This window comes from Novosphingobium gossypii, from assembly GCF_050433305.1.
GTDB lineage: Bacteria > Pseudomonadota > Alphaproteobacteria > Sphingomonadales > Sphingomonadaceae > Novosphingobium > Novosphingobium gossypii.
The window spans coordinates 253431-267410 of sequence record NZ_JBNPXM010000004.1; the positions used below are offsets into that span (position 1 = coordinate 253431).

12 protein-coding genes are annotated in these 13980 nt (G+C 62.1%); 10 read left to right on the forward strand and 2 right to left on the reverse strand.

Going from position 1 to position 13980, the window contains the following annotated elements:
• Nucleotides 1-78: 78 nt before the first annotated feature.
• The gene (locus tag GGR40_RS10485; RefSeq protein ID WP_429276185.1) at nucleotides 79-744 is read right to left on the reverse strand and encodes a peroxiredoxin-like family protein; all 666 of its coding nucleotides are present in this window, start codon (nucleotides 742-744) and stop codon (nucleotides 79-81) included.
• Between the two features lie 113 nt (nucleotides 745-857).
• Nucleotides 858-1697 carry a LysR substrate-binding domain-containing protein gene (locus GGR40_RS10490; RefSeq protein ID WP_429276186.1) on the reverse strand — a complete coding sequence of 280 codons (840 nt, stop codon included), beginning with the start codon at nucleotides 1695-1697 and terminating at the stop codon, nucleotides 858-860.
• A 295-nt stretch (nucleotides 1698-1992) separates the two neighbouring features.
• Between GGR40_RS10490 and GGR40_RS10495 the strand changes: the two genes are divergently transcribed.
• The 10 genes from GGR40_RS10495 (at nucleotide 1993) to GGR40_RS10540 (ending at nucleotide 13973) form a co-directional block, all read left to right on the forward strand.
• A complete protein-coding gene (locus tag GGR40_RS10495) occupies nucleotides 1993-2775 on the forward strand; it encodes an ABC transporter permease (protein WP_429276187.1) in 783 nt (260 codons plus the stop codon).
• Nucleotides 2776-2804: 29 nt separating this feature from the next.
• A complete protein-coding gene (locus GGR40_RS10500; protein WP_429276188.1) occupies nucleotides 2805-3605 on the forward strand; it encodes an ABC transporter ATP-binding protein in 801 nt (266 codons plus the stop codon).
• On the forward strand, nucleotides 3602-4237 hold the full coding sequence (locus GGR40_RS10505) for a cysteine dioxygenase family protein (RefSeq protein WP_429276189.1): 636 nt from the start codon (nucleotides 3602-3604) through the stop codon (nucleotides 4235-4237). Before GGR40_RS10500 ends, GGR40_RS10505 begins: the two co-directional genes overlap by 4 nt.
• Entirely contained in the window at nucleotides 4234-5460 is a 1227-nt protein-coding gene (locus GGR40_RS10510; protein ID WP_429276190.1) for a rhodanese-like domain-containing protein, read from the forward strand. Before GGR40_RS10505 ends, GGR40_RS10510 begins: the two co-directional genes overlap by 4 nt.
• Before the next feature lie 26 nt (nucleotides 5461-5486).
• Entirely contained in the window at nucleotides 5487-6575 is a 1089-nt protein-coding gene (locus GGR40_RS10515) for an LLM class flavin-dependent oxidoreductase (RefSeq protein ID WP_429276191.1), read from the forward strand.
• Between the two features lie 180 nt (nucleotides 6576-6755).
• Nucleotides 6756-8090, forward strand: coding sequence for an LLM class flavin-dependent oxidoreductase (locus GGR40_RS10520; RefSeq protein WP_429276192.1), 1335 nt, complete (start codon nucleotides 6756-6758; stop codon nucleotides 8088-8090).
• 23 nt (nucleotides 8091-8113) lie between these two features.
• Nucleotides 8114-8974 carry a TauD/TfdA dioxygenase family protein gene (locus tag GGR40_RS10525; RefSeq protein ID WP_429276193.1) on the forward strand — a complete coding sequence of 287 codons (861 nt, stop codon included), beginning with the start codon at nucleotides 8114-8116 and terminating at the stop codon, nucleotides 8972-8974.
• Between the two features lie 96 nt (nucleotides 8975-9070).
• Nucleotides 9071-9913: an ABC transporter substrate-binding protein gene (locus GGR40_RS10530; protein ID WP_429276194.1), complete on the forward strand. Its 843-nt coding sequence runs from the start codon at nucleotides 9071-9073 to the stop codon at nucleotides 9911-9913.
• Nucleotides 9914-10105: 192 nt separating this feature from the next.
• Entirely contained in the window at nucleotides 10106-12616 is a 2511-nt protein-coding gene (locus tag GGR40_RS10535; RefSeq protein WP_429276195.1) for a TonB-dependent receptor plug domain-containing protein, read from the forward strand.
• A gap of 13 nt (nucleotides 12617-12629) precedes the next feature.
• Nucleotides 12630-13973 carry an LLM class flavin-dependent oxidoreductase gene (locus tag GGR40_RS10540; RefSeq protein ID WP_429276196.1) on the forward strand — a complete coding sequence of 448 codons (1344 nt, stop codon included), beginning with the start codon at nucleotides 12630-12632 and terminating at the stop codon, nucleotides 13971-13973.
• Nucleotides 13974-13980 lie beyond the last annotated feature (7 nt).

A 13980-nucleotide genomic window follows, 5' to 3' on the forward strand; every position in this document is an offset into this window, starting at 1 on the left:
CTCACGGCTACCCTCGGATGGCCGCCGGCCGCATCTCGCCGACTGACGCCAAACTCATGGCGAGATGCGATGAGTTAATCAGTGCGCGCCGTTAAGGGCAGGTTGGTCAGCCAGCGCGGCGAGGATTGGCGCGCTTTCGGTGCGAACCAGCCAGTCCGGGCTGACATCGATGAAGAGAACTCGTGCGTCCTGGTCAAGAACCAGAACAGCAGGTTTGTCGATCTCGTAGCTGTCGGTGCCCAAAGTCGCGCCTATCCAGTCGGCACCAGGCGTGACCGTCGGCTGGTCTTCAGGAAAAAAGGTGATGCCCAGCTTTCGGGCAAGGGCGTATCCCGGATCGCCAGCGACGGTGAACGTCAGGCCATGGCGGGAAATCAATCCACGATCGACCGGCAACTGCGCGCTTACGGCCACCAGTCGTACGCCGCGACGGGTCAGTTCTGGCAGGAGGGTTTCCTGGTAGTAAGGCAAAGCGATGTTGCAGGCCGGGCACCCTCCGAAGCGAAAGAACACCAGCACGGCCGGACCATCGTTCAAAATCTGCTCGAGCGTAAGATCGCGCCCATCCTGATCGACAAGCGTGAAAGGCGCGATCTTGTTACCTATCGCAGGCAGCGCTGTTGCATCGTGGCGTTCGGCGAGCAGGCGACGCTGGGCGGCGTTACGTTCGAGCTGTTCTGGACTCCAGGTGCGTTCGCGTTCTGCCTGCAGAGAGGCGAAGCGGTCTTTCAGGCTTGCAGTCATGATGATGGCCTCGTTTTGCTGGCGATGACCTGCAGCCTAGAAAAGCAGTGCGGCTCCTTCCAACGAGAAGCCCTCGTGATTGCTTGAGATTATCGAATAAGCCAGCCAACGGCTTAGGCGGGAAGCGCTTCCACCACGTCGCGCGCTAGGCTTGCAAGCTGACCGGCCGGTCCATCCAGCCCGGGAGCGGTGTGCAGGACGCACGCTATCTGCGGCAGCGCGGGTAGCCTGACATCCGCCAAAGGTTCATCGCGCAGGAACAGGCCGGTTCGGCAAGTGATGCCAAGCCCGGCGTCAACGGCTGCGCGCAATGTCGTGAGGTTGGGCGTCTCGACAGTGATTCGATAAGGCAGGCCGGCATCTTCCAGCGCGCGCATCGCGGCTTCCCGAAAGCGACAGGGCGTCTCCAGCACGGCAAGGGGAATGGTGGGCAGGCCAGCCAGTTCTTCCTTGCCGAACCAGGACATCGGCGCGACAGTGATCGCGTTGGAGTCGCTCGGTGCGCCGAAGCCAAGGACGATATCGAGCTGGCGACGATCCAGCAGTTCGAGCAGTTCGGCAGTACCAGCGATGCGCGAATAAAGTTCTGCCTCAGGGTGCAACTCTGCGAACTGCGCAAGAAGGCCGGTAAGCAGGAGTTCGGCAAAGTCCTGCACCATGCCGATCCGCGCTGGTCCCGTGAACTGTCCTGCGGTGACTGCGGCAACCGCTTCGTCATGCAAGGCAAGCACCTTGCGGGAATAGTCCAGCATCAGCTCGCCGTGCGGGGTCAGTGTCAACCTTCGCCCGTCGCGGCGGAACAGCGATTGCTGGAGCAACTCTTCGAGTCTCTTTATCTGGAGGCTCAGCGCCGATTGACTTACGAAGACTTGCTCCGAAGCATGAAGCATCGATCCGGTCTCGACGATTGCCACGAAGCTGCGCAGGAGGTTTGTTGGAAGATTCACGGGCATCGGCACGCCTTTGGCACGAGAGGCAGGAGGTTCCCGCGTCTATGCACCGCTCGGAATCATCAATCAAAATAGCAGAGAGATCAGCATTCAAAGTATTTCTGTTGATGGACAAACAGGGGCTGTGCAAGGCTGCGATTTGCCGCATTTGCGCCACGCATGGCCCTGAGAATGAGCGTTTCGCCGGGCTTGTATTAGCGTAGCTTATAGGCGACCCAAACTTTCTCCATTGAATCGGTAGACATATCGATGTCATCTTGGTCACGTCGCCAATACCGGCGGCAAACCAGGATGGCCTATGTCCCGATTTGCCCTGATCGCCCGAAAACTCGGTGGTGCCCGCTGGCTTTCGCCTCTTCTGCTGTTGGCGGTACTTGAGTTCGGATCGCGGTCCGGGCTGATTCCCGAACGTACGCTTGCCGCCCCCTCGCAGGTGATCGCCACGCTCTGGGCGATGGTCCTGTCTGGCGAACTGGCAGACAATCTTTTCGTATCCTTCCTGCGCATTCTCTTCGGATTGACGATCGGCATCACTGTGGGTGTCGTGCTTGGGCTCGTGGCAGGCCTGTCCCGTCAGGGTGAGGTCGCCGTTGACCCCATCATGCAGATCAAGCGCACGATACCGACGCTGGCGCTGACGCCGCTGTTCATCGTGTGGTTCGGCATCGGCGAGACGCCTAAGGTGGCGCTGATCGCTTTCGCCTCGATCTTCCCGGTCTACCTCAACCTGTATGGCGGTATCCGCGGCACCGACCTTCGACTGCTTGAAGGGGCGCGCAGTCTTGGCCTCAGCCGCGCCGCGCAGATCTGGCACGTCATCCTGCCGGGCGCTTTGCCGCAGCTTCTGGTCGGGCTTCGCTATTCCCTGTCAGTTGCCGTGCTGGTTCTGGTCGTGGCCGAACAGATCAACGCAACAGCTGGGCTCGGCTATCTCATCAACAACGCTCGCGATTTCATGCGCACCGACATCATCCTGGTGTGTCTGATGGTCTATGCCGTGCTTGGCCTCGCTGCCGATGGACTTGTGCGTGCGATCGAAAATCGCGCGCTCGCCTGGCGCCCCGCTATCGTCGCTCAGTAACTCTGCACCCTCACGGAAAGGATTCTGCCGTGGACGCTCGTCTGACCGAGTTCACCTCTCCCGCCTCGCCTGAGAAGACCGTTCCCGCGGTTGTCAGCCTGCGCGACTTCACCCGCAGTTTCGGCGACAACACGATCATCGCCGGGCTCGACCTGGAAATCGGTGCGGGCGAGTTCGTGATCCTGCTGGGCCGTTCCGGCTCTGGAAAGACCACGTTGCTGCGCACGCTCGCCGGTCTGGATCCCGTCGCGGGGCAGGACGTCGTGATCCCGAGATCCCGCGCAGTCGTGTTTCAGGATGCGCGCCTGCTGCCCTGGAAGAAGGTCTGGCGCAACGTCGCGCTTGGACTCAAAACCGGCGACCCACGGGGCGCGGCGGAGCAGGCGCTGCAGGAAGTCGGCCTTGGCCATCGCATAGAGGCCTGGCCGCTTACCCTCTCAGGCGGAGAGGCGCAGCGCGTCGCGCTGGCCCGCGCACTGGTGCGCGAACCACAGCTGCTTCTACTTGACGAGCCCTTCGCTGCACTCGACGCGCTCACGCGTCTGCGAATGCACGAACTGGTCCTCTCGCTATGGCGCCGCCATCGCCCTGCGGTGCTGATGGTGACGCATGATGTTGATGAAGCGATCGCACTCGCGGACCGTGTCGTTCTGCTGGACGGGGGGAAGATTGTCGCTCAGGAGAGGATAACCGCCCCGCGCGGCCCGGAACGAACGACGATTGCCGCGCCGTTGCGCAAGCGTCTGCTTGATGCCCTGGGCGGAGTTATCGTCGAACCGGCAGGCGAAATCGTCGCCTTGCACGCAGGACACGCGGGACACCGCCCGTGAACGCGCTTTCCCAAATTGCACCTTCATCGACCGGGTTTTCAGGCGATCTTTCGCCGCTGCGGCGTTTCGTCGGCGACCTTGCGGTGCTGCTCGACGGGACCGGCGATCTTGACGCGATCCTTGATCGCGGTGGCGCCTTGCTGGCGCGGCTTGTCGAACGTGATGGCTGGCTACCCGATGCCTACTCCGCGCCGCACCCTGACCGTTACCAGCAGTATCTTTTGCACTGCGATAGCCTTCAGCGTTTCAGTGTGGTCTCGTTCGTCTGGGGGCCGGGGCAGACAACGCCGATCCACGATCACCGCGTCTGGGGTCTTGTAGGCGTGCTGCGCGGTGCCGAGACGGTGGAGAGCTTCCAGCACCGCGAGCACGACGGCGCGCTGTTGCCGCACGGTCCGGCCCGGCAATTGCTCGAGACCGAAGTAGAGGCGATCGACCCGCGCGTTGGCGACATTCATCGCGTCTCGAATGCCTATGCCGACCGTACATCCATCTCCATCCACGTTTATGGCGGCAATATCGGCGCGGTGGAACGGGCTACTTACCGCGATACCGGCGAAGAGCGACCTTTCATTTCCGGCTATGCCAACACCACGCTCCCCAACCTTTGGGATCTTTCGAGGACAGTATGACCGTTACCCCTTACGCCGTTCGCAGTGCCCTGCTTTCCCGCCGTGAGATTGTCCTGCTCGACGTGCGCGACGAGGCGCCATTCGCGGCTGGACACCCTCTTTTCGCGGCTCAACTGCCGCTTGGGCGGATTGCCGTCGAGGCCGAATGGCGCCTGCCGCGCAAGGACGTTCAGGTCGTCGTCTACGACGATGGCGAGGGGCTGGCAGCCTTTGCGGTGGAGGAACTGCGCGGGCTGGGGTTCACGCAGGTCGAACTGCTCGAAGGCGGGCTGCAGGGCTGGCGCGATGCCGGGTACGAACTGTTCGAGGATGTCAATTCCTACTCCAAGGCGTTCGGCGAACTGGTGGAACACCGGCGCGGCACGCCCTCGCTTCCGGCGGAAGACGTGCAGGCCCTGATTGACGAGAAGGCGGACATCGCCATTCTCGACGCGCGCCGGTTCGACGAATACGCGACCATGAGCATTCCCGGCGGGCGCAGTGTGCCCGGCGCGGAACTGGTTCTGCGCGCACCTGTCGCCGCGCCCGATCCGGACACCACGATCATCGTCAACTGCGCGGGCCGCACCCGCAGTCTCATCGGCGCCCAGTCGCTGATCAATGCCGGGCTGCCCAACCGCGTTTTCGCGCTGCGCAATGGCACGATTGGCTGGACTCTGGCTGGTCAACAACTCGAACATGGGCGTCAGGAAAGCATTGAAGTCGGTGGCGATGTGGACGCTGCCCGCACCCGCGCCCGAGAGGTCGCCTACCGTGCGGGGGTGCGGCGCATCGATCTTGCCCAGCTGGCCGAGCTGAAGGCGGAAACGCACCGCACGCTCTACTGCTTCGATGTCCGCCAGCCCGACGTCTATGCCGCCGGCCATCTTCCGGGATTTCGTAACGCACCCGGTGGCCAGCTGGTGCAGGAGACCGACCATTTCGCCCCGGTTCGCGGTGCGCGCATCGTCCTTTCCGACGACCTTGGACCACGCGCGGACATGACTGCCTCGTGGCTTGCACAACTGGGCTGGGAAGTTCTCGTGCTCGAAACCGAGTTCTCCGGCCAGCTTGAAACAGGCACCGACGGCGCGCCGCCGCCGCGTGGGCCGGAGGGTCGGTACAAGCGTCCTTATGAGGGCACCGACAATCCTCGGGCCGCGATGGAGGCCTATCTCGAATGGGAATATGGCCTCGTCGCCCAGTTGGAGCGCGACGGTACCCACGGCTTCTTCGTCATCTGATTGCCCATATACCGGAGTGCTCCGCAATGACCGTCAAATTCATCGGCTACATCGGCTTCAACGACACCTCTGAGATCCACAATGCCAGCCGTTCGCGTGTGCTTGATCGCGAATATGTGGACGCTGCTGCGATCGAGCAGGAGAAGGGCGGCTTCGACCGCGTACTGATCCCGTTCGGCTCGGCCTCTCCCGAAAGCCAGATCGTGGCAGCCCATGTAGCGGCCATCACCAGCAAGCTGGGCTTTCTGGTGGCGCACCGCCCCGGTTTCACTCAGCCCACCCTTGCCGCGCGACAGCTGGCGACGCTCGATCAGCTATCCGGTGGCCGCGTTGCCGTCCACATCATCACTGGCGGCGCCGACGAAGAGATGGCGCGTGACGGTGATGTTCACAGTCTGAAGGCCGAACGGTACTTGCGCAGCGATGAATATATCGGGGTGCTCCGCCGGGAATGGACCGAGGCCAAGCCGTTCGACCACTCGGGCCGCTTCTTCGAGGCACGCGGCGCTTTCAGTGCAATCAAGCCCGACAACCTGCCGGTGTTCTTCGGCGGTTCCTCGCCCGAGGCCATTGAAGTCGCCGGTCGCCACGCCGATGTCTATGCGCTGTGGGGCGAGACTCTGGAGCAGGTCGGCGAGGCAGTCCGAACCGTGCGCCACGCCGCTGCGCAACACGGTCGCGATCCCGGCTTTTCGCTTTCCCTGCGCCCGGTCATCGCCGACACGGAAGAAGCCGCCTGGAAGAAGGCCGATGCCATCGTGGAGCAGGTGCGCGCCAACCGTGAGGCGGCCGGGCTGCCGATTTCCGGTCATCGCCCGCCCAACGCGGGTTCGCTTCGCCTTCTGGAAACTGCGGCATCAGGGCGCCGGGACTCGCGTCTGTGGACGGGTGTCGCGGCATTGACCGGCGCGGCAGGTAACTCCACCGGTCTGGTCGGCACGCCCGAGCAGGTCGCGGACGCGATGCTGGAGTATTATGACCTGGGCATCGACCACTTCCTGATCCGTGGCTTCGAGCCGCTAGCCGATGCCATCGACTATGGTCGAGAGCTGTTGCCGCTGGTGCGCGCGAAAGTTGCACAGCGCGATGAGCGCAAGGTTGCACTCGCCGGGTAAATCAGTGCCCGCTCTTTACCTTTCGCGGCGCCACCTCCGACCACTTTCAGGAGGCGGGCGCCAGTAGGTCATGGCGGGCGCTGTCAATCCATTCGCAGAACTCACGCAGGTATCAGTCCTTCGCGTTAGTCTGGCCTCGGTTGGCCGCATAGCCTGAGCCTCGAAATAGGAGGAATTGAAATGGCAGACAGACAGCTCAAGCTCGGCTTCATCCTGCACGGCGTCGGGCCCGGCTGGGATGACTGGCGCCACCCCGAAGCGCAGGTCGATGCCAGCACCAGCCTGCCGTTCTATGTCCGCCAGGCGCAGGCGGCGGAGCGCGGCAAGTTCGACTATCTGTTCGTGGCCGACAGCGTATCGATCAACGCGCGCTCCTCGCCGCATTACCTCAACCGGTTCGAGCCACTGACGATCCTGTCAGCGGTGGCAGCGGTGACCGAACGCATCGGCCTCGTGGCGACGGCGACCGTCAGTTACACTGAGCCGTTCAACCTCGCCCGCCAGCTGGCTTCGCTCGATCATCTGAGCAGTGGGCGTGCGGGCTGGAACGTGGTGACCTCGTGGCTGGCCGGCAGCGCCGCCAACTTTGGCAAGGCGGAGCATCTGGGCCACGCCGAACGCTATCGTCTGGCGGACGAATACCTCGACGTCATCAAGGGCCTGTGGGATAGCTGGGAAGACGATGCGCTCGTACGTGACAAGGCCAGCGGGCAGTTCCTCGATGCCGACAAACTGCACGAACTGAACCACAAGGGCGAGTTCCTTTCGGTCAAGGGGCCGCTCAACATCTCGCGCTCGCCGCAGGGGCAGCCGGTGATCTTCCAGGCAGGTTCTTCTGAAGACGGGCGCACTTTCGCTGCGCGTCATGCCGAAGCAATCTTCACCCATCAGGAAGACCTTGCCGAGGGTCAGGCGTTCTATGCCGATCTCAAGGCGCGGGCCCGTGGCTTCGGGCGCGATCCGGAGAAGCTGTTCATCCTGCCCGGCGCACGCCCGGTGGTCGGCTCGACCGAAGAGGAGGCAGAGCGTCGGTACGAGGAACTGGCGGGGCTCGTCAGCCTGGAAAACGCGCTGCGCGCGCTTGGCCGTTCGTTCAACGACCACAACTTCAGCGTTTACGATCCTGACGGGGCCTTTCCCGCGCACGTCGCGGAGGAAGGGCGCAAGAGCAATCAGAGCGCATCCGAGAAGGTGCTGAAGGCGGCGGGTGAGGGGCTTACTCTCGGTCAGATCGCGCTGCGCTTCGCCACCCCGCGCGGCGGCTTTGTCGGCACGCCCGAGCAGTTGGCCGACCGGTTCCAGCTTTGGCTCGAAGGCCGGGGCTCCGACGGTTTCAACCTGTTTGAATCGTTGCCCGGCCAGTTGGAGCTCTTCGTAGACGAAGTCGTGCCGATCCTGCAGCGGCGTGGGATCTACAAGCAGGACTACGCCGGCACGACTTTCCGTGAGAGCTTCGGCCTCGACGTTCCCGTCAACCGTTACACCGCAGCCCGGCTCGACCGTTCGGCGGCCTGATCAGAGAAAAGAGGAGAAGGACAATGGCCACTTCCGCATCCACTTTCGAAGTCTCCAACGCCGGTCTCGTCATCCGTCCCGTGCAGCCGACGATCGGCGCCGAGATCGAGGGCGTCGATCTGTCCAGGCCCCTGACCGACGACTTGCGCGATGCGATCCGGGCGGCCGTGCTCAAGTGGAAAGTCGTGTTCTTTCGCGACCAGTCGCTTGATGACGCCAGTCAGGCGGCGTTCGCCGCCAACTTCGGCCCACTCTACACCCATCCCACTACCCGGCATGACGCGGCGAACAAGGAAGTCCATGCCATCGCGGCCCAGCATGACCGCGAATACGAAAAGAAGCTGGGCTACAAACTGAAGCCCGGTGAAGCCTATCACACGGACACCAGCTGGCGGCTCGTCCCCACCTGGGGTGCGGTGCTGCGTGACGTCAATCTGCCGGAAGTGGGCGGTGACACGCTTTGGGTGGATGCCAACCTTGCCTATGAGACGCTGCCGCAGGATTTGAAGGACAGGCTTGAGGGTAAGTACGTCACGCATAACTTCGTGCCGTCGCTGGAACTGTCGGGCCACGAATATCCCATCGTCGCGCACAAGATCGTGCGCACGCATCGCGAGACCGGGCAGAAGATCCTCTGGGTCAATTTCCAGCAGCAGCCGCAGATCCTGGGGCTGGAGCTTTCGGAAAGCCGCGAGTTGCTGGACGAAGTGCTGCGCCAGTACAAACGGCCTGATCTTCAGGCTCGGTTCTCGTGGCGGCCGGGCACCGTCGCCTTCTGGGACAACCGTTCGACCGTGCATTTTGCGGTGCGTAACTACGGCGACTTCCCGCGCGAACTCCATCGCATTCTCATCGCGGATGAACCGCTCTGGACGGACCTTTGACATATGATTGACAGACGTGGCCTGCTGGCAGGTCTTGCTGCTACCGCCGCCCTGGCCGCCTGCGGCCGGGGCGCAGGTTCCGGGAACACGCTGCGCGTGGGCAGCCAGAAGGGCGGTACGAAGTCGCTGATGCTGGCGTCAGGTGCGCTTGACGGAGCGCCGTATTCGATCGAATGGTCCGAGTTTCCGGCAGCCCAGAACCTGCTCGAAGCCATCGGAAGCGGTGCAGTCGACGTAGGGCTTGCCGGCGACGCGCCATTCCAGTTCGCGTACCAGGCGGGCAGTCCGATCAAGGCGGTGGGTGCGCAGACGACGCAGAAGAAACTGCCGGGAGCGTTGGCCCTGCTCGTACCGGCCGGCTCACCGATACAAGGCCCCAGCGGGCTTCGTGGCAAACGTATCGCCACGACGCGCGGGAGCGTGGGCCATTACCTGCTGCTTCGCGCGATGCAGGCGGGGAAGCTTGGCACCGGCGATGTAAAGACCGTGTTTCTTTCCCCCAGCGACGCGCGTGCAGCCATGCAGGCACGATCGGTGGACGGCTGGTCTACCTGGCAACCGTATGTTGCCAGCGCATTGGCCGAGGGTGATCGCATCGCCATCGATGGGCGCGATTATAGTGCCGGCTACGGTTTCGATGTGGCGTATGACGGCGCTATCCGCGACAAACGGGCGTTGCTTTCCGATTTTCTGAAGCGTGAGGGGCAGGCAATCGCATGGGCAAGCAAGAACGTGGATGCCTATGCTGACGTGCTTGCGAAGGAAACGGGCCTGCCGCTACCAATCGCGCAGGAGTTCGTGCGCACCAACCAGCGGGTGCCTGTTCCAATTGATCGCGAAGTGATCGAACGGCAGGCGTTAGTGCTCGATACCTTCCGGCAATTCGGTGAAGTGAAGGCCGACCGGCCGCTTAAGGATGCCTTTGTCCTGAAAGTCTGAGGCACCCGGAACCGCGACCATCGCTCTTTGCTGACCCCGCCAGTGCCTGACTGGCGGGGTTTTTGTTTGCCACTGGAAAGCGGGGCTACGGTCAAGAAAAACTTGAGGACGCATAAGTGATACCAATTTCTACTGATTAAGTAGACATGCAATGTGGAGGGCAAGACCACACTCTCAGGGGCTCCATATTCCGTGAAAATCGCTCTCTCCGTCGCGCTCTTCGCCGGCACTTCCGTCCTGCCATTTGCTGCTGCGCACGCTGACGAAGCAGCTCCTGCCGATGCTGCAGAAGCCGATAATGCCATCATCGTTACCGGAGCGCGTGGTCACACCCAGCGCTCGGTGGCTGATAGTCCGGTTCCCGTCGATGTCATCGGCCCGGCAGAGCTGAAGTCCACCGGTCGCACCGGCCTCAAGGAAATCCTGGGGAACATCATACCCTCACTGACGATGCCAGCACTGGGCGGCGGCGGCACCTCGGCCAGTGTTCGCCCGATCGCGATCCGCGGCCTTTCAGGCGACTACGTGCTCGTGCTGGTCAACGGCAAACGTCGCCATACCACTTCCCTGATCAATAACCTTTCGCGCGTATCGGGTGGCTCCACCCCGGTCGATATCGACCTGATCGCGACCAGTGGGGTGGGCCGCATAGAGGTTCTGCGCGATGGTGCGGCAGCGCAGTACGGTTCGGATGCGATCTCGGGCGTCATCAACATCATCCTCGACAACACGGCACAAGGCGGTGACGTGTCGATCACCGGTGGCCAGCAGTACAAGGGTGGTGGCGAACTGTATCAGGTCGCCGGATCCTATGGCGCGGGGCTTGGTGATGGCGGCTTTGTGCGCCTTGCCGTGGAAGCGAAATACCATGACCGCGCCCGTTCGGTCGCTGAAGAGATCCCTTATGTCTATCCGCTGGTGAATGGTCAGCCCGACCCACGAGAAGCGAGCGCCGACCATTTGCTGGCAGGTGGCTATGGTCGCTCCAATCGCGATAAGATCGTCAACACGAGCTACAATGCAGAACTGCCGGTCGGCGACGATACCACGCTCTATTCGTTTTCGACGCTGAGCTATCGCAACATCGCGGATGCCCGCGGCGCTTACACTGCTGCTGCTACGGGATATGGCGGGCAGGCGACCGGCTCTGCATCGTCGGTGCTTCCGCAGATATATCCGGCGGGATTTCAGGCCTATCGCCGCATCTGGGAATGGGACTGGCAAGCTGCAGTGGGCCTGCGCACCAAGCTGGGTGAATGGGCGCTCGACGTATCCACCAGCTACGGACGCGATGCCGTGAAGCTGGGGGCAGAGAACGCGCTCAACCCCTCTCTGGGACCGACCAGCCCGACATCTTTCTTCATGGGCCGGCAGAAGCAGGACCTTTGGGTCAACAATGTCGATGTCAGTCGGGAATTCGACGTCGGTTTCGCCAAGCCGCTCAATGTTGCGTTTGGCGTCGAGCATCGGTGGGAGCGGTTCCAGAACATCGCCGGCGAGCCGGACAGCTATCGGGATGGAGGCTATGTCATTCCGGTTGATGGCACACCGTTCGGCCAACTCTATGGCGGGCGTTCCCCATCGCCCGGGCTGGTGTCTTTCACAGGCACGTCGCCTGCAGACGAGACCAGCATCAGCCGTAACAACGTCGCCGCTTATCTGGATCTGGCGGCGGATGTCACCAAGGGCTGGTTCATTGGCCTGGCTGGCCGCTTCGAGCACTATTCGGACAGCGCCGGAAACACCTTTGCCGCCAAGGCATCCACCCGACTTGAGCTGGCGCCCGGACTGGCGCTGCGCGGTGGCGTCAACACCGGTTTTCGTGCGCCATCCTTGGCGCAGACCGGCTTCTCGACGACCCAGAACACCGTCACGATCATCGGCAACGACCGGGTGAATACGATTTCCAAATTCCTGCCCGTAAATTCGGTGGCGGCGCAGGCGCTGGGGGCAAAACCTCTCAAGCCGGAAAAGTCCCTGAACTTCACCGGAGGGCTGACTTACGAAAACGGCCCGCTTCGTCTGACGGTCGATGCGTATCAGATCAGCATTGACGACCGGATCGTGAAAACGGAGTTTCTGGGTACGGCGTCCAACGGCGGGGCTGCAATCGCGGCGATTCTTCAGGCTAACGGCGTCGACGACGTAGACAGCGCCCAGTTCTTCACCAACGCCATCGACACCCGTACCCGCGGCATCGATGTGGTGGGCGAGTATTCGCTGGATACAGATTCCCTGGGCACTTTCCGGTTGAGTGCGGCCTACAGCTACAATCGAACGAAAATACAGAAGGTGATCGACAACCCTGCCGAACTTAGCAGTCTCAACGTCACGCTGTTCGGACGCCAGGCTCAGCGCGACCTGGTGGTCGCGCTGCCGCGTAGCAAGGTGGTTCTGACAACCAACTGGTCAAGCGGCCCGGTGAGGGCGCTGGTACGTGCGACGCGCTTTGGCGGATATACAGAATCCAGCAACGTAGCCGCGTCTGACCGGACGTTCGGGGCCAAGTGGATTGCCGATGCCGAAGTCGGATACCAACTGACGCCTGCGCTGGACCTGGCGGTAGGAGCGAACAATCTGTTCGATGCACACCCTGATCGCAACGGCCTGATCGCGTGGGATGGATCGGGGGCATATGGCAGCTTTGCTCCGTTCGGTTTGAACGGCGGGTTCTACTACGCCCGTGTCGGCTTCAAGTTCTAAAGGAGACGACAGAGTGCATCTTGCGCTTTTTCTATCGCTGTCAGGATCGCATCTGGCCGGCTGGAGGCATCCGCTGGCCGAACATGGCAATCCGTTCGACGTGTCAAACTACACCCGGATTGCGCAAGCGGCAGAGAGCGCCAAGCTCGACATGGTGTTTGTTGCGGACAAGCTCGCGATCGACGACATCTATGGCAGTTCTTTCGAGGCTGCCGTAAAGCTGCGTCCGGCGATCCATGTCGAGCCGATCACGCTCTTGTCCGCCCTTGCCATGACAACCGAACGCATCGGTCTGGGTGCAACCATATCGACCAGTTATTCGGAGCCCTACCACGCTGCGCGCATGTTCGCGTCCATAGATCACTTCAGCAGGGGCAGGTCGGCATGGAATGCCGTCACATCGGTTAACGATGGAGAAGCGCGCAACTTCGGCCGATCGGAACACTTCGGCCATGCCGAACGCTACGAACGCGCTGCGGAGTTTATCGACGTTGTTCGTCTTCTCTGGGACACCTGGAGCGAGGACGCGATCATCGCGGACAAGGCCGCGGCGCGCTACGCCGATGCTTCGGGTGTTCATTACGCGGACTACGAAGGTAAATGGTTCAAGGTAAAAGGGCCGCTGGGCGCGGTACGACCGCCTCAGGGTCATCCGGTACTGATCCAGGCCGGTGTATCGGGTGCTTTTCAGGCTTTGGCGGCTGAGAATGCCGAAGTCATCTTCCCGGTACAGTCCACGTTGGCAAAGGCACAGACCTTTTACGCAGATTTCAAGGCGCAAGTCGCGGCGGCGGGTCGATCTCCGGATGCCGTGAAGGTGTTGCCTGGCGTAGTTCCCATCATTGCCGACAGCGATGACGAAGCGCGGGAACTGGAAGCGGAACTGGATGCACTCATTGTTCCCGAGACGGGACTGAGCTTCATGTCCGGCAGCATGAACTACGACCTTTCGGTCCATCCGATCGACGACCCGGTGCCCGACATTCGCGATCGGATACGCGGCAGCAAAGGGCGGTTCGAAGTCGTCCTGAAAAATGCAATGGAGCAGGGCCTGACCTTGGGCGATCTGGGGCGCAGTTACGCCAAGGGGCTTGCGTTTGCCAAATTCGTAGGGTCGCCATCGACTGTCGCTGACATGATGGAAGAATGGATCGGGGCGCGCGGGGCAGATGGCTTTGTCGTCATGCCGCCTTACATGCCAGGAGGCGCCGAGCGGTTTTTGCAGGGGGTGGTTCCTGAGCTGCAACGGCGCGGTCTGTTTCGTTCAGAATACTCTGGTCGGACGCTTCGCGACCATCTTGAACTGGCACACCCGGACAATCGCTTCGAAGCGGCGCGGCGATTGCGTATAGGATGATGATCTT

Bases quoted from the DNA above. Each gene is read 5' to 3' on its own strand.
- GGR40_RS10485 (WP_429276185.1), bottom strand. From the start codon at position 744: ATGACTGCAAGCCTGAAAGACCGCTTCGCCTCTCTGCAGGCAGAACGC.
- GGR40_RS10520 (WP_429276192.1), top strand. From the start codon at position 6,756: ATGGCAGACAGACAGCTCAAGCTCGGCTTCATCCTGCACGGCGTCGGG.
- GGR40_RS10515 (WP_429276191.1), top strand. From the start codon at position 5,487: ATGACCGTCAAATTCATCGGCTACATCGGCTTCAACGACACCTCTGAG.
- GGR40_RS10495 (WP_429276187.1), top strand. From the start codon at position 1,993: ATGTCCCGATTTGCCCTGATCGCCCGAAAACTCGGTGGTGCCCGCTGG.
- GGR40_RS10490 (WP_429276186.1), bottom strand. From the start codon at position 1,697: ATGCCCGTGAATCTTCCAACAAACCTCCTGCGCAGCTTCGTGGCAATC.
- GGR40_RS10510 (WP_429276190.1), top strand. From the start codon at position 4,234: ATGACCGTTACCCCTTACGCCGTTCGCAGTGCCCTGCTTTCCCGCCGT.
- GGR40_RS10525 (WP_429276193.1), top strand. From the start codon at position 8,114: ATGGCCACTTCCGCATCCACTTTCGAAGTCTCCAACGCCGGTCTCGTC.